Consider the following 20,483-nt stretch of genomic DNA (forward strand, 5'->3'; position numbering starts at 1 on the left):
CGATCACAAAATTGCTAACGCGTCACTTGTCGCAGATGAGGTAGGAGCTAAATATGACGGACAATCAACTCACAGAACTGTCCTGATGAATTTATCTTCACGTCGGCTCCTCGTCCGGGACCGCACATCGCAGTCCCACGCACGGGTCGAAGCACTTGTCGGGTCCTTCTCCACGCTTGAGGCATATCATCGTTACCTGCGGGGGACCTACGCGTTTCGCTCCATGTACGAAGGGACGGTGACGGAAATGCCCTGGCCCGAGGGCCTGCCCCCGCTCGACAACGCGCCGCAGCTGTTGCCGCTCCTTCGGCAGGATCTCCAGGACATGGGACTGGAGCCGCCTGACGGAGACGCTCCCTCTTTGCCGGTCGATGACCGGGAAACGCTCCTGGGAATACTCTATGTCGTGGAAGGTTCGGCGCTGGGGGCACGCATTCTCTACCGACGCGCGCAGGAACTGGGCCTGAGCGGCGAGTTCGGGGCCCGGCACCTTTCCGTACAGTCGGAATCGCTGACCCGTTGGCGGCAACTCGTCAAGCTTCTGGACGAGGCACCCGAACTGGACCTCGAGCGAATCGTGGCCGCCTCCGAGACGGCGTTCGCGGCGGTGGGCGGAGCCTTCGAAAGGCTGGAAGATGCGTGAGCAGCAACCCGTCGATCTCACCAATTGCGACCGCGAACCGATCCAGATCCCCGGCTCGATCCAACCCCATGGCTGCCTGATTGCCTGCGATCAGGCAGGGTCTGAAATCCGCCGCTATTCCGAGAACGCGACCTCGATGCTCTCCCTCCACGACATCGCGCCCGGCATGCGTCTGGAACAGATATTTGGGCGCGAACTGGCTCACACGCTCCGCAATGCGATCGCGACCGCCGGCGATCCGGCTCGGCCCGCCCTTCGCCATGGGGTAGCACTTCCGGACGGCAACAGGTTCGATGTCGCGGTTCACGCACATGACTCATTCGCCATCCTGGAGTTCGAACCGGTCAGGGCGCCCAATGACCAGCCGCTCGAAGTCGCGCGGATGCTCATCAGCCGGATACGGAACATCGCCAATGTCGAGCAACTGGTCGAGCGCTCAAGCCGCCTGATCCACGCCCTGCTGGGTTATGATCGGGTGATGATCTATCGTTTCGAGGAGGACGGCGCGGGGCAGGTCATCAGCGAGCACAAGCGGCGTGACCTGGAAAGTTTCAAGGGACAGTATTTCCCGGCAAGCGACATCCCCCAGCAGGCCCGCATCCTCTACCTGAAGAACACGATCCGCGTCATTTCCGATGCGAGGGACGAGAGGATCGCCATCCTTCCCGCGCAGGAGGAAAGGGACGACCCGCTGGACCTGTCCTTCGCCCATCTGCGAAGCGTGTCCTCGATCCACTGCGAGTATCTTCGCAACATGGGCGTAGCCGCCTCGATGTCGATTTCGATCGTCGTGGACGGCGTGCTGTGGGGTCTGATCGCCTGCCATCACTATTCGCCGAAGGCACTCTCAATGCCGCAGCGCATTGCGGCCGAGACATTCGGCGAGTTCTTCTCGCTTCATCTGGCGGCCCTGCTGCAGAAGCAGGTTGCGGAAAAGAACCGCGAGGTACGGGCAGCGCTGGATCACTTTCTGCAGGTCGCCTCCCACCATGACGACATTCGCGATCTTCTCCGGACCTCGCTTGGGGAATTCGGCGGCATGCTGCCGTCGGACGGGGTGGGCCTGTGGCTGGGCGGGGTCTGGACGAGCACGGGAGCCGCGCCGACCGCGGAAGAGGCCGCCAAGCTCGTCGAACTCCTTTCGGGAACCTCCGCCGGCCGTATCTGGTGGACGGACGAACTGTCGGCCGATCTTCCCGGATCGGGAATCTCTCCCACGGAGATCTGCGGCGTCCTCGCCATCCCGCTGTCGCAGCGGTCGCGCGACTACCTCTATTTCTTCCGCCGGGAACTGGTCCAGACACTGAACTGGGCCGGGAACCCTGAAAAATCCTATGAGACCGGCCCCCTCGGCGACAGGCTGACGCCGCGCAAGAGCTTCGCCATCTGGAAGGAGGCGGTTCGCAACCGTGCCCAGGCCTGGTCGGAGACGGATCGCGAGGTGGCCGAGGTCATCCGCGGGGTGCTGGTGGAAATCGTCCTTCACCACAACGAACTGATCGCCGACGAGCGGGGCAAGGCGGACGTCCGGCAGCGGATGCTGAACGAAGAGCTCAACCATCGCGTCAAGAACATCCTGTCCGTCATCAAATCGCTGATCAGCAGGCCGGTCGATCCGAAGCAGGGCCTCGACAGCTACATCGAATCCCTGAAGGGCAGGGTGCAGGCCCTGTCCCTCGCACATGACCAGATCGTTCGCAGCGGCGACGGGGGAATTCTGCGCGACCTCTTGAACGCTGAACTGCAACCCTACCAGACCGGCGATCGCCACATCCTGCTGCAGGGCCCGCCCGTCTGGCTCGACGCCCGGTCCTTCTCCGTCATGGCGCTCGTGCTACACGAAATGGCGACCAACGCCGCCAAATACGGCGGCCTGTCGGTGGCGGGAGGCAACCTTTCTGTTCGCTGGCAGAAGGGCGAAGCGGGCGACTGCGAGATTTGGTGGGACGAAAGCGGCGGTCCGCCGGTGAGCGAGCCGGAGCGCACCGGCTTCGGCAGCGTGCTCATCGGGCGCAGCATTTCCTACGAACTCGGCGGACACAGCAAGATCGACTACGCGCCGACCGGTCTCCAGGGTTATTTCTGCATACCGTCCAAGCACGTGCAGGCGGAGGCAGAGGGCGAGGATGAGCCGGCGCTCGCGACAGTCACCGACGGTGAGGATCACGGGGAGCGAGATCTTTCCCAGGTGGAATTGCTGCTCGTCGAGGACCAGATGCTGATTGCCGCCGATGTCGAGAGCATCCTGGCGGAACACGGGCTGGAAAAGGTCACGACCGCGCCGTCCGTCACCGAGGCGCTTCGGCGCCTTGAAAAGCTCACGCCGGACATCGCGATACTCGACGTCAACCTGGGCAGCGGCACCTCTATGCCGGTGGCCCAGGAACTGCTGAGGCGCGACATCCCGTTCGTGTTTGCGACCGGCTACAGCGACCGCTCGACGATTCCAGAGCATCTCGACGTACCGGTGCTCCGCAAGCCCTATGAGAGTTCAGCCCTAATCCGCACGATCAGCCGGGTTCTCGAAAAGCATAGGGCGACGGTCCGATCCTGAGCCACGTCCGGTGGGTCAGATATCGAGGTTGTCGGCGAAGGCCGCGCGTTCCTGGATGAACCGGAACCGTGCCTCGGGCTTCGTGCCCATCAGGTTCTCGACCGCCTCGCGGGTGCCTTCGAAGTCCACCTCGTCGATCCCGACCCGCAGGAGCGTGCGCTTGGCCGGGTCCATCGTGGTTTCCTTGAGCTGCGCCGGCATCATCTCGCCGAGGCCCTTGAACCGGCCGACTTCGACTTTCTTGCCCTTGAAGACGGTTTCCATCAGTTCGGCGCGATGGGCATCGTCTCTCGCATAGACGGTCTTTGCGCCCTGTCGCAGGACGTAGAGCGGCGGGACCGCAAGGAAGAGGTGGTTGCCGCGAATGAGTTCGGGCATTTCCTGGTAGAAGAACGTGATCAGCAGCGACGCGATATGGGCGCCGTCGACATCGGCATCGGTCATGATGATGACGCGCTCGTAGCGAAGGTCCTCTTCCCGGTACTTCGTGCGCGTGCCGCAGCCGAGCGCCTGGATGAGGTCGGCGATGGTCTGGCTGGCCGAGAGCTTGTCCCGGCTGGCGCTTCCGACGTTGAGGATCTTGCCGCGCAGCGGCAGGATCGCCTGGTTGGCGCGGTTGCGTCCCTGCTTGGCGGAGCCGCCGGCCGAATCGCCCTCGACGATGAAGAGTTCAGCCCCTTCGGCGGTGTTCTGTGAACAGTCGGCGAGCTTGCCCGGCAGGCGCAGCTTGCGCACCGCGGTCTTGCGGTTGACTTCCTTTTCCTTGCGGCGACGAAGACGCTCCTCGGCGCGCTCGATGCACCAGTCGAGAAGCTTTGCCGCCTCGGCCGGATTGCCGGCGAGATAATGGTCGAACGGATCGCGCAGGGCGTTCTCGACGATGCGCTGCGCCTCGACGGTCGCCAGCTTGTCCTTCGTCTGGCCGACGAATTCCGGCTCGCGGATGAAGACCGACAGCATGCCGACGGCCGAGATCATCACGTCGTCGGTGGTGATCTGGGCGGCGCGCTTGTTCTGCGTCAGCTCGGCGTAATTCTTCAGGCCCTTGGTCAGGGCGATGCGCAGGCCGGCCTCGTGCGTGCCGCCTTCCGGGGTCGGGATGGTGTTGCAGTAGGAGTGGATCTGCGGGTCGCCGCCATACCAGGTGATCGCCCATTCGAGCGCGCCGTGGCCGCCGGTCTTCTCGGTGCGGCCGGCGAAGATCTCACGGGTGACGGTGAAGTCCTTGCCGAGCGTCGCCGACAGGTAATCCTTGAGGCCGCCCGGGAAATGGAACACGGCCTTTTCGGGAACGTCACCGCCCGGAGGCACCATGCCCTCGTCGCAGGACCACCGGATTTCCACGCCCCCGAAGAGGTAGGCTTTTGACCGCGCCATGCGAAAGATACGGCCGGGCTCGAACTTCGCATGGTCGCCGAAGATCTGCGGGTCGGGATGGAAGCGGACGCGCGTTCCGCGCCGGTTCTGCACCGGGCCCAGTTCCTCCAGCCCTCCCTGGGGAACGCCGCGCGAGAAACGCTGGCGATAGAGCTTGCGGTCGCGGGCGACCTCGACCTCGAGGAGATCGGAAAGCGCGTTGACGACCGATACGCCAACGCCGTGCAGGCCGCCCGACGTCTCGTAGGCCTTGCCGTCGAACTTACCGCCGGCGTGAAGCTTGGTCATGATGACTTCGAGGGTCGATTTACCCGGGACCTGCGGATGGTTCTCCACCGGAATGCCGCGACCGTTGTCGGTGACCGTCAGGAAGCCGTCGCGGTCGAGATGAACCTCGATGAAGTTCGCATGGCCCGCCACCGCTTCGTCCATCGAGTTGTCGATGACTTCGGCGAACAGGTGGTGCAGGGCCTTCTCGTCGGTGCCGCCGATATACATGCCCGGCCGCATGCGTACGGGCTCCAGTCCTTCGAGGACCCGGATCGAGGATGCGCCGTAGTCGTCCGTGGAAGGCGCCGGCCGTGGCGCGGCCGCTGGTGCCGGGGAGGCATCCTTTGCCGCTTCCGGCTCCCGAGCTACCGGCTTGTCGAGCGGCAGTTCGGCAAAGAGGTCGCTGTTGTCTTCCATCGGATCAGTCGCTACTACCTGTCGAGATCGGGAGGGTGAAGCCATGCCGGTCTCATGCTGTTACGAATCAGCGGCAATTCTGCCAGAAAGCTGGCTTTTTCGCGATGCGATACGGAAATGCCGCTCCTTGAGCAATGGGGTTGCCGGTCGGCGATGACAAGGCACCAGCGCTGCATGAAGTGCCGGGAGGGCCGCATGTCCACAACTCATTTCGTTCAAAAGGCCTTTGCCGCACTTGTGATGGCCGTTGTGGCTATCGGGCCGACGCATGCCCAGCAGTTCCAGCTTCGCCCGTACAAGGAAGAGCTATTCGCCGGGCACCTTGTCCTGGAAGCTTCGGACGGCGGCGCCTACGAGGTCATCGACTACCAGGAGCTGCGCGACATCAACGGGCGGGACCAGGTGCCGGAGCGGCGCGTGAAGTCCGTCTATCTCTCGACCGGTGTCAGGAAGCACCAGGAGAACGAGACCCTTCGGCTGGGCGACCGTCGGATCGATGTCACCCGGGTGGGACCATCGCGGGACGCTTCCTTCACGCTGATCTTCGTGCACGGCCGGGGAGGCGACCGGCGGCTCGGCGCCAACGACTACAGCTTCGGCGGCAACTTCAACCGGCTGAAGAACCTCGCCGTGATGAACGGCGGAACCTATTACGCGCCGAGCGTCGCCTCCTTCGATGCGCGCGGGGTCGAGGACGTCGCGCAGCTGGTCCGCTACGCCTTCGAGCAGTCGAAAGGCCGGCCGGTCCTGCTTGCCTGCGCCTCCATGGGCGGCATGATCTGCGCCGGCATCGCGCGCGACCGGGAGGCCGTCGGCCATCTCGCCGGGCTTGCGCTGCTCGGCGGCCCGCCCGATCCGGGATATGCGGGAACCCCGGCGGCGAAGCGCCGGCTGCCGCTCTATCTGGCCCACGGGAGCGCCGACAGCGTCTACCCGCTGGAAGGGCAGGCAGCCGTCTATCGCACGCTCCACCAGGCGGGCTATCCGGTGCGGCTGACAGTGTTCAACACCGGCAGCCACGGAACCCCGATCCGCATGACTGACTGGCGCAAGGTGATCGAATTCCTGCTGAACGGACGGTGATCCCCCATCGCCTCGTTTTTCGTGGATTTTCCCGCCGGACGAACTAAAACCCTCTCGGGAAAAAACAGCGGGCTGCGGCCCGCCGGCAAGGAGCAGAACGGATGACGCCTGACGTGCGGCCGCTGGTGGCAGGGAACTGGAAGATGAACGGGACGCGGCAGTCCCTGGACCAGATCAAGGCGATCGGCGATGGCGTCAGGGGAGGGCTGGCGAGCAGGGTCGATTCCCTCATCTGCCCCCCGGCAACGCTGCTCTACGTGGCGACCGCCCTGTGCACCGACAGCCCGCTCGAGATCGGCGCCCAGGACTGCCACCAGAACGCAAGCGGGGCCCATACCGGCGATATCTCCGCGGAAATGATCGCGGACTGCTTTGGCACCTATGTGATCGTCGGCCACTCGGAACGCCGCACGGACCATAACGAGAGCGACGCTCTCGTGCGCGCCAAGGCCGAAGCTGCGCAGGCGGCCGACCTGACCGCCATCATCTGCATCGGCGAAACCGAGGAGCAGCGCCGGAACGGCGAGACGCTCGAGGTCCTGAAGCGACAGATGGCGGGCTCCATCCCGGATGGCGTCAATGCCGCGCGCACCGTTATCGCCTACGAGCCGGTCTGGGCGATCGGCACCGGCCTGACCCCGACGCTTGCCGACGTCGAGGAGGCCCACGCCTTCATGCGCAGCGAACTGTCCGACCGGTTCGGGGACGAGGGACGCGCCATGCGCATCCTCTACGGAGGTTCGGTCAAGCCCTCGAACGCGAAGGAGCTTATGGCGATCGCCAATGTCGACGGCGCGCTGATCGGCGGCGCCAGCTTGAAAGCGGACGATTTCCTCGCCATCTACCGGGTCTATGAAGAGCTGATGGCGTAAACCTTGCCGCAAGGGCTTGGAATGCACATCAGCCTCATGTAAAGAGCCGCCAACCTTATGTTATTGCCCTTCGCGAAGGGCAGGGATTTTGCCATGCAAACCGTTTTGATCGTCATCCACCTCATGATCGTGCTCGCGCTCGTCGGCGTCGTGCTGATCCAGCGTTCGGAAGGCGGCGGACTAGGGGTTGGCGGCGGCTCCGGCTTCATGTCGGCGCGCGGCACGGCCAACGCCTTGACCCGCACCACGGCCATTCTGGCGACGCTCTTCTTCGTGACCTCGATGACGCTCGGCATCCTGGCGCGCTATGAGTCGCGGCCGACCGACATCCTTGATCGTATTCCCGCGACAGCGGGCAGCGGCAGCGGCATCCTCGATGCGCTTGGCCCGGCCCCGACGTCCGAGGCACCGGCTGAAACGCCGGCGCAGGATGGCGTCCCGACAGGCGGCGAAGCTCCCGCACAGGGTGGCGCCGAGGCTCCGGCCGCAGGCCAGGCCCCGACACCCGCCGCACCCGCCAATTCGACGGGCGTCCCGACGGGACAGTAAATGCCGTCTCGGCAGCAATCTCCGGCAGGCCAAAAGCCTGCCGGTTTTCTTTTGTCCAGATTCTGTGGGCCATCTTCACGCGGTGAAGATTAGGGCTGGCGGAATCGCTCATGAAAAGGTATCCGGTGACTCCCATGGCGCGATATGTATTCATCACAGGCGGCGTGGTTTCTTCCCTAGGAAAAGGAATTGCGGCTGCGGCACTCGGAGCGTTGTTGCAGGCCCGTGGATATCGGGTACGCCTTCGCAAGCTCGATCCCTATCTGAACGTCGATCCGGGCACCATGAGCCCGACGCAGCACGGCGAAGTGTTCGTCACCGACGACGGCGCGGAAACCGACCTCGACCTCGGCCACTACGAGCGTTTCACCGGCCGGTCTGCGAACAAGACCGACAACATCACCACCGGGCGGATCTACAAGAACATCATCGACAAGGAACGCCGCGGCGACTATCTCGGCGCGACCGTCCAGGTCATCCCGCACGTCACAAACGAGATCAAGGACTTCATCGTCGAGGGCAATGACGACTACGACTTCGTCATCTGCGAGATCGGCGGCACGGTCGGCGACATCGAGGCCATGCCCTTCGTCGAGGCGATCCGCCAGCTCGGCAACGAATTGCCGCGCGGCTCGGCCGTCTACCTCCACCTGACCCTGATGCCCTATATCCCGGCGGCCGGGGAGCTGAAGACCAAGCCGACCCAGCATTCGGTCAAGGAACTGCAGGCCCTCGGGATCGCACCGGACATCCTGCTGGTCCGCGCGGACCGCGAGATCCCTGAGGCCGAGCGTCGCAAGCTGTCGCTGTTCTGCAACGTGCGTCCGTCCGCCGTCATCCAGGCGCTCGATGTCGCGAACATCTACGACGTTCCGATGGCCTACCACAAGGAAGGGCTCGATTCTGAAGTGCTGGCCGCCTTCGGGATAGAGCCGGCGCCGAAGCCGAGGCTCACGGCCTGGGAGGAAGTCTGCAACCGCATCCATACGCCGGAAGGCGAGGTGACGATCGCGATCATCGGCAAGTACACCGGCCTGAAGGACGCCTACAAGTCGCTGATCGAGGCGCTGCACCACGGCGGCATCGCCAACCACGTCAAGGTGAAGCTTGAGTGGATCGAGTCGGAGATATTCGAGAAGGAGGATCCGGCACCCTATCTCGAAAAGGTCCACGGCATTCTGGTTCCCGGCGGCTTCGGCGAGCGCGGTGCGCAGGGCAAGATCAACGCCGCCCGCTTTGCCCGGGAACGCCAGGTGCCGTATTTCGGGATCTGCTTCGGCATGCAGATGGCGGTGCTGGAGGCGGCCCGCAACCTTGCCGGCATCGAGAAGGCGTCGTCCACCGAGTTCGGCCCGACCCAGGAGCCCGTCGTCGGCCTGATGACCGAGTGGGTCAAGGGCAATGCGCTCGAGCGCCGCGCGGCATCCGGCGACCTCGGCGGCACGATGCGCCTCGGCGCCTATGAGGCCGTGCTGAAGAAGGGCACCAAGATCGCAGATATCTACGGGTCCACCGATATCCACGAGCGTCACCGCCACCGCTATGAGGTGAACGTCGAATACAAGGACCGGCTGGAAGAGTGCGGACTCGTGTTCTCCGGCATGTCCCCCGACGGACTGCTCCCGGAAACGATCGAATACGCCGATCATCCGTGGTTCATCGGTGTCCAGTACCACCCGGAACTGAAGAGCCGCCCGCTCGACCCGCATCCGCTGTTCGCAAGCTTCATCGAGGCGGCGCTCGAGCAGAGCCGCCTGGTCTGATCGAAGATGTCGGGCGGCATGCCCGGCATATCCCTCCAACGTCGTGCTATCTCGTGGCCTTGTAGGCCGCGAGGGCGCGCCGGCGGGCAAGCGCGTGGTCGACGACCGGTCGCGGATAGGTTTCCCCCAGCCTGATCCCCGCCTTGCGAAGAAGCTCTTCCGGTGCTTCGAAAGGCCGGTGAATGTATCGCTTCTCCAGGCCATCGAGCTCAGGCACGTAGCGGCGGACATAGTCGCCCTCGGGATCGAATTTCTCGCCCTGCAGCGTCGGGTTGAAGATGCGGAAGAAGGGAGAGGCGTCCGCCCCCGAGCCGGCAACCCATTGCCAGTTCGCGGCATTGTTGGCCGGATCGGCATCGAGCAGCGTGTCGCGGAACCATTCCTCGCCCCGTCGCCAGTCGATCATCAGGTCCTTTATCAGGAAAGATGCGGTGATCATCCGGACGCGATTGTGCATATAGCCTTCCTGCCAGAGCTGGCGCATGCCGGCATCGACGATCGGATATCCGGTCCGTCCCGTCGTCCAGGCACGGAAGAGCGCTCCGTCGAACGACCAGTCGAAGCGGTCAAATTCGGAGTTCCAGTTGTCGCGCGCAAGATTGGGGAATTCGACCAGAAGCGAATAGTTGAAATCGCGCCAGGCGAGTTCCCTCCGGAAATGGGTGATCTGCGCCGGATCGGCATCGCTGGCTGACCGTGCGGCGTGCCATGCCTGGGCCGGCGTGATCTCGCCATGGGCGAGGTGCGGGGAGAGCCCGGACGTAGCGTCAAGGGCCGGGAAATCCCGGCCTGACGTGTAGTCCTGCAGGCCGCGCTCGACGAAATGCTGGAGCCGGGCCCGTGCACCCTTCTCGCCCGGGCTCCAGACCTTGCCGAAATGCGAGGCCCAGTCCGGATCCTTCGGGAGCAGTCCCCATTCCTCCAGTTTCTCAGAAACAGGCAGCGGGCCGGCGCCGCTGATCCCGGCGGGCGGCGCCAACGGTTCCCGCGGTTCTCCCAGCGCCTGCAGAGCCTTCCAGAAGGGCGTGAACACCCGGAAGGGCTTTCCTGTCCCCGTGCGGATGCCGGACGGCTCATGGAGAAGCTGGCCATGGAAGGCATAGGCGGAAAGTCCCGTCGCCTTCAGTTCACGCACCATCCGCCGGTCCTCGTCGTCGCGCTCGTAGCAGCGGTTGAAATGGACCTGACGGGCGCCCGTTTCCTGCGCGAGTTGCGCCAGCACCGTCTCCGCCGCTCCGCTGCGAAGCACGAGGTCCGCGCCACGGTCACGAAGCGCCTGCCGAAGCGCCAGCAGCGAATGGTGCAGCCACCATGCCTGCGCCGCCCCGTACGGCATTGCCGCACCTGATCCGCCCTCGCGGATGAACAACGCAATCAACGGCGCGCCGGTCTCAACGGCTGCGGAGAGCGCCGCATTGTCGGACAGACGCAGGTCACGGCGAAACCAGACGATCACGGGGGAAAGGGGGGCGGACAAGCAGGGCTCCGGCAAGGATTATGCAGTGCTCTACGCGCGATCCGCCGGGCCGGATCAGGGGCGTAGGAGCAGGATGGGGCAGGGGCTCCCTGCCGGCAGCGCGTCTGCGTGCGGCGGACGTATGATCAACGCGTCCGAATGGGCAAGGATCTTCATCATCGACGAATCCTGTTTCGAAAACGCCTCGGCGACCAAGTCGCCCTCGGCGTCCGTGACCAGCGTCGCGCGAAGATAGTCCTGCCGCCGATCGTTGGCGACGAGATCGCGCGCTGTGAGCGCCTGCGCCTCCCGCTTCCTTTCGGGAAGGCGCGCAAGCTTTCGGAGCAGAGGCTCGAGAAACAGGAGACCGCAGACCAGGCTGGCGACCGGATTGCCGGGCAGGCCGAGCACCTGCATCTCGCCCAGGGAACCGACCATCAGGGGCTTGCCCGGCCTCATGGCGATCCGCCAGAAGTCGAGCTCCATCCCCGCCTCCTTCAGCGTGGCCTGCACGAGGTCGTGGTCGCCGACAGAGGCGCCGCCGGACGTGACCAGCACGTCCACCTTCGCGGCCCGCGCTGCGTTGACCGCGCTCGCGATCGCTTCGCGGCTGTCGCCAACGATCCCGAGATCAACCACCTCTGCGCCATTGTCCTCGATGAGTGCGGCGATCCCGGTCATGTTGGAGGCGATGATCTGGCCGGCGGCAGGCGTCCGTCCCGGCGGCAGGAGTTCGTCTCCGGTTGCCAGGATCGCGACCCTCGGGCGGCGGTAGACGTCGAGCGCCGGGTGGTTCATCGCCGCCGCGACCGTCAGGCGTGAATAGTCGAGCAGGACGTCCTTCGGCAGGACCGTCTCGCCCTCGACGAAATCCTGGCCGCGCGGACGGATATGTCTACCGCCGGTGACGTCGAATGTCGTGCGGATCCGGCCATTGCCGAGCAGTTCGGCGTCTTCCTGCAGAAGGATGGTATCGGCGCCGGCGGGCACGGGGGCGCCGGTGAAGATCCGCACCGCCTGCCCCCTGGAGACCTGTCCGTCGAAGGGATGGCCCGCGGCCGCTGTCCCCGTGACGACGAGTTCTGCGCCGACATTCGGCGCATCTTCGGCCCGAAGCGCATAGCCGTCCATGGCGGATGCATCGAAGGGAGGCTGGGTCAGCAGAGCGGTCAGGGGGGCGGCGAGCACCCGGCCATTGGCTTCCCGCAGCGGTACGGTCTCGACCCTCTCGATCGGCCGCGCCCGGACGAGCAGCCTTGCCTTGGCTTCGGGCACGGGAAGAAGGCTCATGCTCAGTCCCCGCTTCGCCGGTAGGTGCCGGATTTCCCCCCGGTCTTTTCGAGGAGGCGGATGCCGCCGATCTCCATGTCCTTGTCGATGGCCTTGGCCATGTCGTAGATCGTCAGGCAGGCGACCGAAACCGCGGTCAGCGCTTCCATCTCGACGCCGGTCTTGCCGGTGAGCTTTGCGGTTGCGCTGATGCGAAGCCCCGGCAGGGACGCGTCCTCGGTGATATCCACCGCGACCTTGGTCAGCATCAGCGGGTGGCAGAGCGGGATGAGGTCGGCGGTCTTCTTCGCCGCCATGATCCCCGCCAGACCCGCGGTTCCGATGACGTCGCCCTTCTTCGCATTGCCCTCGCGGATCGCGGCCAGGGTCTCCGGCAGCATGCGCACATAGCCTTCGGCGGTGGCTGACCGTTCGGTTTCCCTCTTGCCGCCGACGTCCACCATGTGGGCTTCGCCGGATGCACCGAGATGGGTGAGGGAACCGTTTCCAGACATCATTCGGCCGCGGCTATCGATGCGTTTTCCCCGCCGAGCAGGGTTCGGGTGGCCAGTGCCACGTCGTCCTGGCGCATCAGGCTTTCGCCGACCAGGAAGGTGGTGATTCCGCATTTCTGCAGGCGCAGGCAATCCTGATGGGTGAAGATGCCGCTTTCGCCCACCAGCAGGCGGTCGCCGGGAACCATCGAAACGAGGCGCTCGGAGGTTTCGAGACTGACCTCGAAGGTCCGCAGGTTGCGGTTGTTGATGCCGATCAGCGGCGAGGAGAGTTTCAGCGCCCGTTCGGTCTCCTCGGCATCGTGAACCTCGACGAGGACGTCCATGCCGAGCGTCATGGCTTCGTCTTCGAGCCGGCGGGCTTCGTCGTCCGAAAGCGACGCCATGATCAGCAGAATGCAGTCGGCGCCCCAGGCCCGCGCCTCGTGGACCTGGTAGGTGTCGAACATGAAGTCCTTGCGCAGGGCGGGCAGCGCGCAGGCTTCGCGTGCGGCCACCAGATACTCCGGTGCGCCCTCGAAGCTCGGCGTGTCCGTCAGCACGGAGAGGCAGGTAGCACCACCGTTCTCGTAGGCTCTTGCCAGCGCCGGTGGATCGAAATCCGGACGAATGAGGCCCTTCGACGGGCTGGCCTTCTTGATTTCCGCGATCAGGCCGAAGGCGCCGCTGTCCTGTCTCGCCTTCAGCGCACGGTAGAAGCCGCGCGGCGCGTCCTGTTCCGCGGCCATGGCCTTCAGGTCCGAAAGCGGCACGCGTGCCTTGGCGGCCTCGATTTCCTGGCGCTTGTAGGCCTCGATCTTCCTCAGGATGTCGGTCATGCGCAATCGGCCTCAGTCTTCAGCATGGGAGACCGCGACAAGGCGGTCGAGTGCGGCAGCGGCATTCCCGCTGTCCAGCGATAGGGTTGCGAGCCGCATCCCTTCGGCAATGTCGCCTGCCTTGCCCGAAACGACAAGAGCGGCAGCGGCGTTGCAGAGCGAGATGTCGCGATAGGCGTTCTTCGTTCCACCCAGCACGGCGCGAAGGGCCGCCGCATTCGCGTGGCCGTCGCCACCCTTCAATTCGTCGAGCGTTGCGCGGCGGACCCCGAAATCCTCGGGAGTGAGGTCGAAACTGCGGATCTCACCATTCTCCAGCGCCACGACATTGGTGGTGCCGGTCGTGGTGATCTCGTCCATGCCGTCGCCATAGACGACCCAGACACGCTCCGATCCCAGGTCGCGCAGGACTTCCGCTATCGGCATCAGCCAGCGCGGCGAGAACACGCCGAGAAGCTGCCGGCGGGCTCCCGCCGGGTTCGACAACGGCCCGAGGATGTTGAAGATCGTCCGCGTGCCGAGTTCGACGCGGCTCGGACCGACATGGCGCATGGCGGAATGATGCATGGAGGCGAACATGAAGCCGATGCCGGCTTCCGCGATGCAGCGGCCGATCCGGTCCGGTCCGATCTCAAGGTTGACGCCGAGCGCGGAAAGGGCGTCGGCCGCCCCGGACTTCGAACTGAGCGCCCGGTTGCCGTGCTTGGCGACCGGCACGTCGCAGCCCGCGACGATCAGCGAGGCAAGCGTGGAGATGTTGTAGGTGCCGGTGCCGTCGCCTCCGGTGCCGACAATGTCGACGGCATCGGCCGGCGCGGTAACCGGAAGCATCTTCGCCCGCATGGTGGCGACGGCGCCGGCGATCTCGTCGACCGTCTCGCCACGCACCCGCAGGGCCATGAGGAAGCCGCCGATCTGCGAGGGCGTCGCCTCGCCGGACATGAGGACGTCGAACGCCTCTCGCGCTTCCTCCCGCGTCAGGCTTTCGCCGTTCGCGACCTTCGCGAGAAGGGGCTTCAGTTCAGGCATGAGCTACCCCTTCCGTCAGCGGATCATGCCGGTTACCTGATCGGCAACAGCCTGGTTGATCGAGACGCCGTATTCGTTCTGCAGGCGGTTGACCATCTGGTCCAGCATGTCGTCGCCTGCGGCTTCGGCAATCTGCCGGAGCGGCTCGTCCTGGCCGAGAGCGTCTGCGGGAACCTGTTCCGTCGAGGTGACCTGGATCAGCAGCCGGCTTTCGCCGTCCGCGGCCGTCGCGGTCGTCACGAGATCGGCGGGGCCGGCGAAGACGGCGGTCGTCGCCTCGGGACCGAATATGGCATCGTCGCCGGTGCGGCGCAGGCCCTGCTTGGTCTCCACCGCGACGCCAAGTTCCTCGGCGATCGCCGCAAGCGTCTCGCCCTTCTCGATCCGCTCCTTGAGTTCGGTGGCGCGGGCGCTGAGCGCCGTCCGCTGCTGCTCGGCGGTCCAGTCCGCGACGACCTTCTCGCGAACCTCGTCGAGTGTGCGATCGCGCTCGGGTAGGACCTCTTCGACCTCGAACCAGACATAACCGTCATTGCCGAGCGAGACCGGAAGCGGCTGGCCGCCGGGATCGGTGCGGAAGACGTCGGCGAGAAGCGTCTCGGCTGCCGGCAGCGTGGCGATCCGCTCGCCGTCCTGGTCGATGCCGGATGCGTCGGCGGTAACGGTGACGGCTTCGAGCTTCAGTTCCGTTGCAGCCTCCGGAAGTGTCGCACCCGACGCCCGAACATCCTCGAAGCGATCGTGGGTGTTGAGGATCTCCTGGGAGGCGGCGGAAAGCGCCAGCTGCCTGCGAACCTCTTCCTTCACCTCGTCGAACGACTTCGTCGCTTCCGGCGTGATGTTGGTGACCCGAAGGATGACCGGCCCGAAGGCGCCCTCGACCACCGGCGTCGTACCGCCCTCGGTGGTTACGGCGAAGGCCGCTTCTGCGAGCGTCTGGTCGGGCATGGTGTCCCGGGTGAACTGGCCGAGGAGCACGTCCGAAGCCGTCTTGCCCTGATCGGCGACGAGCCGGTCGAAGGTTGCGCTTCCGTCCTTCAACTGGGCCGCAGCCGCCTCAGCCATTTCCTTGTCGGCGTAGGTCAGCTGTTCGATCGTGCGGGTACCGCGGGTGGTGAAGCTGTCCTTCTTCCGCTCGTATTCCGCGCGCGCTTCCTCGTCGGTGATGGACGAGGCATCGGCGATGTCTTCCGGCCGGAGCGTCACATAGGTGAAGCGGCGGTATTCAGGCGCCCTGTAGCGCGCCTTCGCGCCCTCGAACCAGGCGGCGAGGACGTCGTCGGCAGGCGCCTTGACGGGATCGATATTGGCGTTCGACAGAAGCAGGTAGTCGGCGCTACGGACCTCGTCGCGATACTGGCGCAGCGCGTCAAGCATGACCTGCGGCGGCGTGAAGCCGTCCGAGACCGCCTCGACGATCTGGCTGCGGACCGCAACCTTGCTGCGCTCGGTGATGTAGTCGTCCTCGCGAAGGCCGGCATTGCGCAGGCGGGAGGTGAAGAGGTTGCGGTCGAACTGGCCGTTGGTGCCATGGAAGGCGGGATCCTCGGCGATCAGCGTCGCCAGGCGGTCCTGCGACAGGCCGAGCCTCATGTCATGCGCGAGCTGGTCGAGGGCGGCGCCCGCAGCGAGCTGCGCATAGACCTGCTGGTCTATCCCGAATGCGCGGGCCTGCTCTGCCGTCAGCTGCGTGCCGAACTGCCGCCCGAGTGCCGAAACCTGCCGCTGGTAGGCGAGGGCGAACTCCTGCGTCGATACTTCCTGGTCGCCGACGGTCAGGACGGTGTTCGCATCCGTGGTGACGAGTGAGGTTGAAACACCCCAGACGGCGAAGGATGCGACGAGGAGCAGGAGGAGCGCCTTGGCAACCCAGGATCGGGACGCGTTTCTGAGGGAATTGAGCATTGCCTACGATACCTTGCGAATATGTCGAGGCCGCGCGGACGGCGGCATGTCGATTGTCTCTAGAACAATCCGCACAGGAAATGAAGGCATTTGCGGCAAGGCTGCGGCACGACGATCCGACGTTCGTCAGCCGGTATCGCGACCAAGGCCGAGCCGGCGGATCAGGCTGGTCGCGTCGGCGGGTGCGCGTACCTTCACGTCATTGTCGAAATAGACATAGACATCGCGTCCGCGCCGGGACGGGCGCGAGGGCTCAAGGACACGTTCCGCCTCTTCGGGATCGTGACCGGACGCCCAGGCCCGAACCAGCCGGGCCCATCTGTCGAGCGCTGCGTCGTCATAGCCGCTGACATAGAGCTCTTCGGACCCGTGCAGGCGGCAGTAGACGAAGCCGGCGGTCAGATCCATGAGAAGCGGCCATTCGACCGTATCGGCGACCACCAGGCCCGCTCCGTGGCGTCGCAACTGCTCGATAAACTCTGCGCAGCGAAAACTCTCGTGGCGGATCTCGAAGGCATGGCGCAGGGGCCGCCTCCGGTCGGCCTGCGTATAAGCCCTGCCGTCGAGCCGGCCGTCATGCCGGCGGGCAAGCCGCGCCGCCTCCTCGGTATCCCTCGGCAGGATCGCCAGGAAATCCTCGAAGCGGGACGGCTCGTATTTCATGCGCGGCGGAAACTGCCACAGGATGGGGCCAAGCTTGTCGCGGAGCTTCAGGATACCCGATGCCAGGAAGTTCGCCAGCGGGACCTCGATGTCCCGGAGACGCCGCATGTGGGTGATGTAGCGGGAGCCCTTGATGGCAAAGAGGAAGCCGTCCGGCGTCGCGTCGTACCATGCGGCAAAGGATTCCGGACGCTGCAATCCGTAGAAGGTCCCGTTGATCTCGATCGAGGAGAAGGTCTCGGCCGCGTAGGTCAACTCGCGCTTCTGCGGCAGGCCTTCGGGATAGAAGACGCCGCGCCATGGCTTGTAGGTCCAGCCTGATATGCCGATCCGGACTCTGCCATGCCCTGCCATGGACTGCGCTGCCTCGTTTCATCCTTTCACGAGCGGACGAACAAGCGTCGGAGACTGCGGTTCCTGCTACTTCGCGAATATGAAGAAGGCGCCGAGCGCGAGGAACGCAAAGCCGATCCCCTGTTTCCAGTGGAAGGATTCGCCGAGGTAGAAGATCGAGAAGAGGACGAAGACCGAAAGGGTGATGATCTCCTGGATCGTCTTCAACTGCGCCGCATTGAAATAGCCGTGCCCGATCCGGTTTGCGGGAACCTGGAAGCAGTATTCGAGGAGTGCAATTCCCCAGCTCGCCAGGATGACGATGTAGAGCGGCGACGTCTTGAACTTGAGATGACCATACCAGGCAAAGGTCATGAACAGGTTCGAAAGGAGGAGAAGGCCGATGGTGGCGACGGGAATCATAAAGCTGGGCATCGTGGCGGGTCCGGTGAACACGCGCTACCGCAAGCATGCCCGCGAGAGAAAGACAAGAGGATGGCCGCGGACACGCCTGCCGTACCGTCCGACAGGAGAGTGACATTGCCGGTCCTCCCGGCAACTGGTAGCCGTCTCATGTAAAAAGGCCTTGCCGCGAAGTTTCTTGCCGACAAGACGACGTGCGCCGGAATGAAGCGAAGGATCAGTCGTTGCTCAATCGTTCTCCGCAGGGCCTCAAGCCGGTCCATTCCAGCAGATCGTCGCCGACCGCCCGTTTTCTTCTCGGCGCAAGCCTCGTCCTGATTGCCTTCAACCTGCGTCCGGTCTTCTCGAGCGTCTCCGCACTTCTTCCGGAAATCCGCGCCGGACTTGGATTGGGAGACCTGGGGGCCGGTTTCCTTACGACGCTGCCGGTGATCTGCCTGGGCGCCTTTTCGCCGCTCGCACCGCGCCTCGCACAACGGATCGGGTCGGAACGGACGCTGCTCCTGGTGGTGACCTTGCTGGCGATAGGAACGGCTATCCGCGGCATTCCTTCCCTGCCGTTCCTGTTCCTCGGTACCGCGGTCGCGGGGGCCTCCATCGCTGTCGCCAACGTCCTGCTGCCCGGCGTCGTGAAGCGTGATTTTCCGAGCCGCATGGCGCTCCTGACCGGTCTCTACACCATGGCGCTTTGCGGTGGTGCTGCAGCCGCCGCGGGATTGACGCTGCCGGTCGAGCACGCGCTCGGCAATTGGCTGGGCGGAGCCCTGGCCGTATGGGCGCTGCCGGCGGCGATCGCAGCACTTGTCTGGCTCCCCCAGGTTATCCGGGCGGGACGTCATGACGGCGGCACCCGCAAACGGGTCGTCGGGCTGTGGAAGGACAGGCTCGCCTGGCAGGTGACGCTCTACATGGGGCTCCAGTCGGCACTCGCCTATTGCGTCTTCGGCTGGCTGGTGCCGATCCTTCGGGAGCGGGGCCTGGACGGGATCGCCGCGGGCGGCATCGTCTCCGTTTCCGTCATGGTGCAGGCGGCCGCCTGTCTCGTCGTGCCGCATATAGCGGTGAGGGGCAGGGACCAGCGGGTCGTCAATGCAGCACTCTGCGTGATCTCCGTCGGGGCGCTCCTCGGCCTCCTGTTTGCGCCGCTCTCCACGGTGTGGATTTGGGCCGTGCTGCAGGGGATTGGGCAGGGCGGACTTATTGCCGCTGCCATGACCAATATCGTGCTGCGCTCTGACGATCCGCTCGTCGCCTCGCATCTTTCCGGCATGGCCCAGTGCGTCGGATATCTCCTCGCCTCGATAGGCCCGCTGATCGTCGGCTTCATCCGGGGCTGGACCGGGAGCTTCGCGGCGACGTCGATCCTCTTCATCGCGCTCGGCCTCGGCGCGGCCATCAACGGCTGGCTCGCCGGCCGCCCGAAATACGTCAACGTCACGGTCGAGGACATCCCGAAGCCCTGAACGGGCCCGACCAATTTTCCCCGCGGGACTCGTCGCCCGGGGAGAGGGCTCCATATACCCACTCCTGCAGGGCGGGACGGGCAAGGCGCAGTGACCGATTCGCCGTATCCTGGACGGAGGGTTGATTGATGCACGCCATTATCAGAACGGCCGGCTTCGCATTTGCGCTGGCCATGGCGACGGGAACTGCCTTTGCGCAGGTCGTCGTCTCATCGAAGATCGATACCGAGGGGGGCGTTCTCGGAAACATCATCCTCAAGGTGCTGGAGTCGAACGGCATCCCCACCACCGATCGTACCCAACTGGGAGCGACACCCGTTGTGCGGTCGGCGATCACGGCAGGGGAGATCGACATCTATCCTGAGTACACGGGCAACGCGGCCTACTTCTTCGAGAAGGCGGATGATCCGGCCTGGAAGAATGCAGCCGAAGCCTACGCTCTGGCGAAACAGCTCGACTACGACGCCAACAAGATCGTCTGGCTCACCCCTTCTTCCGCCAACAACACCTGGGCGATCGCCGTCCGCAAGGACCTTGCCGACGAAAACAATCTCAAGACGCTGTCCGATCTGGGCGCCTACGTCTCCGGCGGCGGAGAGATCAAGCTGGCGGCATCGTCGGAATTCGTGAATTCCGCCGCGGCCTTGCCCGCCTTTCAGCAGACCTACGGCTTCACGCTGCAGCCCGACCAGCTGATCACGCTCTCGGGCGGAGATACCGCCGCGACGATCGCCGCTGCGGCCAACCAGACCAATGGTGCCAATGCCGCCATGGTCTACGGGACCGACGGCGGGATCGCACCCTCCGGGCTGGTGGTGCTGGAGGACGACAACGGCGTCCAGCCCGTCTATCAGCCCGCCCCGATCATCCGGGAAACGGTCCTGAAGGAGCATCCGGAAATCGAGGCGCTCCTCAAGCCGGTCTTCGAAAAGCTGGATCTGGTCACGCTTCAGGGTTTGAACGGGCGGGTACAGGTGGGAGGGGAGCCGGCCAAGGCGGTCGCCGAGGACTTCCTGACGAGCAACGGCCTCGTGAAGTAGTTGTCCTCTCGTCGTGGCGGTGCGAACATGCGGCATGACTG

17 protein-coding genes are annotated in these 20,483 nt (G+C 64.9%); 8 read left to right on the forward strand and 9 right to left on the reverse strand.

Annotated elements, in window-relative coordinates; all coding sequences use genetic code 11:
* The first annotated feature begins 85 nt into the window (after positions 1–85).
* A complete protein-coding gene (locus ACWGPT_RS05305; RefSeq protein ID WP_452604556.1) occupies positions 86–643 on the forward strand; it encodes a biliverdin-producing heme oxygenase in 558 nt (185 codons plus the stop codon).
* Positions 636–3,197 carry an HWE histidine kinase domain-containing protein gene (locus tag ACWGPT_RS05310; RefSeq protein WP_452604557.1) on the forward strand — a complete coding sequence of 854 codons (2,562 nt, stop codon included), beginning with the start codon at positions 636–638 and terminating at the stop codon, positions 3,195–3,197. The genes ACWGPT_RS05305 and ACWGPT_RS05310 overlap by 8 nt, the downstream gene beginning before the upstream one ends.
* A 15-nt stretch (positions 3,198–3,212) precedes the next feature.
* Here the strand turns inward: ACWGPT_RS05310 and parE are convergent, their stop codons facing one another.
* Positions 3,213–5,261 (reverse strand): DNA topoisomerase IV subunit B, encoded by a 2,049-nt coding sequence (parE, locus tag ACWGPT_RS05315; protein ID WP_452604558.1) that lies wholly within the window; start codon positions 5,259–5,261, stop codon positions 3,213–3,215.
* Positions 5,262–5,456: 195 nt separating this feature from the next.
* Here parE and ACWGPT_RS05320 point away from each other — a divergent pair, with 195 nt between their 5' ends.
* The 4 genes from ACWGPT_RS05320 to ACWGPT_RS05335 all read left to right on the forward strand — a co-directional run bounded on the left by ACWGPT_RS05320 (position 5,457) and on the right by ACWGPT_RS05335 (position 9,528).
* The gene (locus ACWGPT_RS05320) at positions 5,457–6,344 is read left to right on the forward strand and encodes an alpha/beta hydrolase (protein WP_452604559.1); all 888 of its coding nucleotides are present in this window, start codon (positions 5,457–5,459) and stop codon (positions 6,342–6,344) included.
* 101 nt (positions 6,345–6,445) lie between these two features.
* A complete protein-coding gene (gene tpiA / locus ACWGPT_RS05325) occupies positions 6,446–7,216 on the forward strand; it encodes a triose-phosphate isomerase (protein ID WP_452604560.1) in 771 nt (256 codons plus the stop codon).
* A gap of 93 nt (positions 7,217–7,309) precedes the next feature.
* Positions 7,310–7,765 (forward strand): preprotein translocase subunit SecG, encoded by a 456-nt coding sequence (secG, locus tag ACWGPT_RS05330; RefSeq protein ID WP_452604561.1) that lies wholly within the window; start codon positions 7,310–7,312, stop codon positions 7,763–7,765.
* 125 nt (positions 7,766–7,890) lie between these two features.
* Entirely contained in the window at positions 7,891–9,528 is a 1,638-nt protein-coding gene (locus ACWGPT_RS05335) for a CTP synthase (protein ID WP_452604935.1), read from the forward strand.
* 46 nt (positions 9,529–9,574) lie between these two features.
* Here the strand turns inward: ACWGPT_RS05335 and ACWGPT_RS05340 are convergent, their stop codons facing one another.
* The 8 genes from ACWGPT_RS05340 to ACWGPT_RS05375 all read right to left on the reverse strand — a co-directional run bounded on the left by ACWGPT_RS05340 (position 9,575) and on the right by ACWGPT_RS05375 (position 17,951).
* The gene (locus ACWGPT_RS05340) at positions 9,575–11,005 is read right to left on the reverse strand and encodes a cryptochrome/photolyase family protein (RefSeq protein WP_452604562.1); all 1,431 of its coding nucleotides are present in this window, start codon (positions 11,003–11,005) and stop codon (positions 9,575–9,577) included.
* Between the two features lie 54 nt (positions 11,006–11,059).
* Complete coding sequence (locus tag ACWGPT_RS05345) at positions 11,060–12,274, reverse strand: molybdopterin molybdotransferase MoeA (protein ID WP_452604563.1); 1,215 nt, start codon at positions 12,272–12,274, stop codon at positions 11,060–11,062.
* A gap of 2 nt (positions 12,275–12,276) precedes the next feature.
* Positions 12,277–12,768, reverse strand: a complete 492-nt coding sequence (gene moaC / locus ACWGPT_RS05350; protein WP_452604936.1) for a cyclic pyranopterin monophosphate synthase MoaC — start codon at positions 12,766–12,768, stop codon at positions 12,277–12,279.
* Positions 12,768–13,586, reverse strand: a complete 819-nt coding sequence (gene trpC, locus ACWGPT_RS05355) for an indole-3-glycerol phosphate synthase TrpC (protein ID WP_452604564.1) — start codon at positions 13,584–13,586, stop codon at positions 12,768–12,770. The genes moaC and trpC overlap by 1 nt, the downstream gene beginning before the upstream one ends.
* A gap of 12 nt (positions 13,587–13,598) precedes the next feature.
* Complete coding sequence (trpD, locus tag ACWGPT_RS05360; RefSeq protein ID WP_452604565.1) at positions 13,599–14,615, reverse strand: anthranilate phosphoribosyltransferase; 1,017 nt, start codon at positions 14,613–14,615, stop codon at positions 13,599–13,601.
* A 15-nt stretch (positions 14,616–14,630) separates the two neighbouring features.
* Positions 14,631–16,520, reverse strand: a complete 1,890-nt coding sequence (locus tag ACWGPT_RS05365) for a SurA N-terminal domain-containing protein (protein WP_452604566.1) — start codon at positions 16,518–16,520, stop codon at positions 14,631–14,633.
* 126 nt (positions 16,521–16,646) lie between these two features.
* Positions 16,647–17,537, reverse strand: a complete 891-nt coding sequence (locus ACWGPT_RS05370) for a DUF72 domain-containing protein (RefSeq protein WP_452604567.1) — start codon at positions 17,535–17,537, stop codon at positions 16,647–16,649.
* A gap of 66 nt (positions 17,538–17,603) precedes the next feature.
* Positions 17,604–17,951 (reverse strand): DMT family protein, encoded by a 348-nt coding sequence (locus ACWGPT_RS05375; RefSeq protein WP_452604568.1) that lies wholly within the window; start codon positions 17,949–17,951, stop codon positions 17,604–17,606.
* Positions 17,952–18,163: 212 nt separating this feature from the next.
* Between ACWGPT_RS05375 and ACWGPT_RS05380 the strand changes: the two genes are divergently transcribed.
* Positions 18,164–19,402 carry a CynX/NimT family MFS transporter gene (locus ACWGPT_RS05380; RefSeq protein ID WP_452604569.1) on the forward strand — a complete coding sequence of 413 codons (1,239 nt, stop codon included), beginning with the start codon at positions 18,164–18,166 and terminating at the stop codon, positions 19,400–19,402.
* Between the two features lie 128 nt (positions 19,403–19,530).
* The gene (osmF, locus tag ACWGPT_RS05385; protein WP_452604570.1) at positions 19,531–20,442 is read left to right on the forward strand and encodes a glycine betaine ABC transporter substrate-binding protein OsmF; all 912 of its coding nucleotides are present in this window, start codon (positions 19,531–19,533) and stop codon (positions 20,440–20,442) included.
* Positions 20,443–20,483 lie beyond the last annotated feature (41 nt).

Source organism: Pseudorhizobium sp. NPDC055634, from assembly GCF_053618655.1.

Bases quoted from the DNA above. Each gene is read 5' to 3' on its own strand.
- ACWGPT_RS05305 (WP_452604556.1), top strand. From the start codon at position 86: ATGAATTTATCTTCACGTCGGCTCCTCGTCCGGGACCGCACATCGCAG.
- ACWGPT_RS05310 (WP_452604557.1), top strand. From the start codon at position 636: ATGCGTGAGCAGCAACCCGTCGATCTCACCAATTGCGACCGCGAACCG.
- parE (WP_452604558.1), bottom strand. From the start codon at position 5,261: ATGGAAGACAACAGCGACCTCTTTGCCGAACTGCCGCTCGACAAGCCG.
- ACWGPT_RS05320 (WP_452604559.1), top strand. From the start codon at position 5,457: ATGTCCACAACTCATTTCGTTCAAAAGGCCTTTGCCGCACTTGTGATG.
- tpiA (WP_452604560.1), top strand. From the start codon at position 6,446: ATGACGCCTGACGTGCGGCCGCTGGTGGCAGGGAACTGGAAGATGAAC.
- secG (WP_452604561.1), top strand. From the start codon at position 7,310: ATGCAAACCGTTTTGATCGTCATCCACCTCATGATCGTGCTCGCGCTC.
- ACWGPT_RS05345 (WP_452604563.1), bottom strand. From the start codon at position 12,274: ATGAGCCTTCTTCCCGTGCCCGAAGCCAAGGCAAGGCTGCTCGTCCGG.
- moaC (WP_452604936.1), bottom strand. From the start codon at position 12,768: ATGTCTGGAAACGGTTCCCTCACCCATCTCGGTGCATCCGGCGAAGCC.
- trpC (WP_452604564.1), bottom strand. From the start codon at position 13,586: ATGACCGACATCCTGAGGAAGATCGAGGCCTACAAGCGCCAGGAAATC.
- trpD (WP_452604565.1), bottom strand. From the start codon at position 14,615: ATGCCTGAACTGAAGCCCCTTCTCGCGAAGGTCGCGAACGGCGAAAGC.
- ACWGPT_RS05365 (WP_452604566.1), bottom strand. From the start codon at position 16,520: ATGCTCAATTCCCTCAGAAACGCGTCCCGATCCTGGGTTGCCAAGGCG.
- ACWGPT_RS05370 (WP_452604567.1), bottom strand. From the start codon at position 17,537: ATGGCAGGGCATGGCAGAGTCCGGATCGGCATATCAGGCTGGACCTAC.
- ACWGPT_RS05375 (WP_452604568.1), bottom strand. From the start codon at position 17,951: ATGCCCAGCTTTATGATTCCCGTCGCCACCATCGGCCTTCTCCTCCTT.
- osmF (WP_452604570.1), top strand. From the start codon at position 19,531: ATGCACGCCATTATCAGAACGGCCGGCTTCGCATTTGCGCTGGCCATG.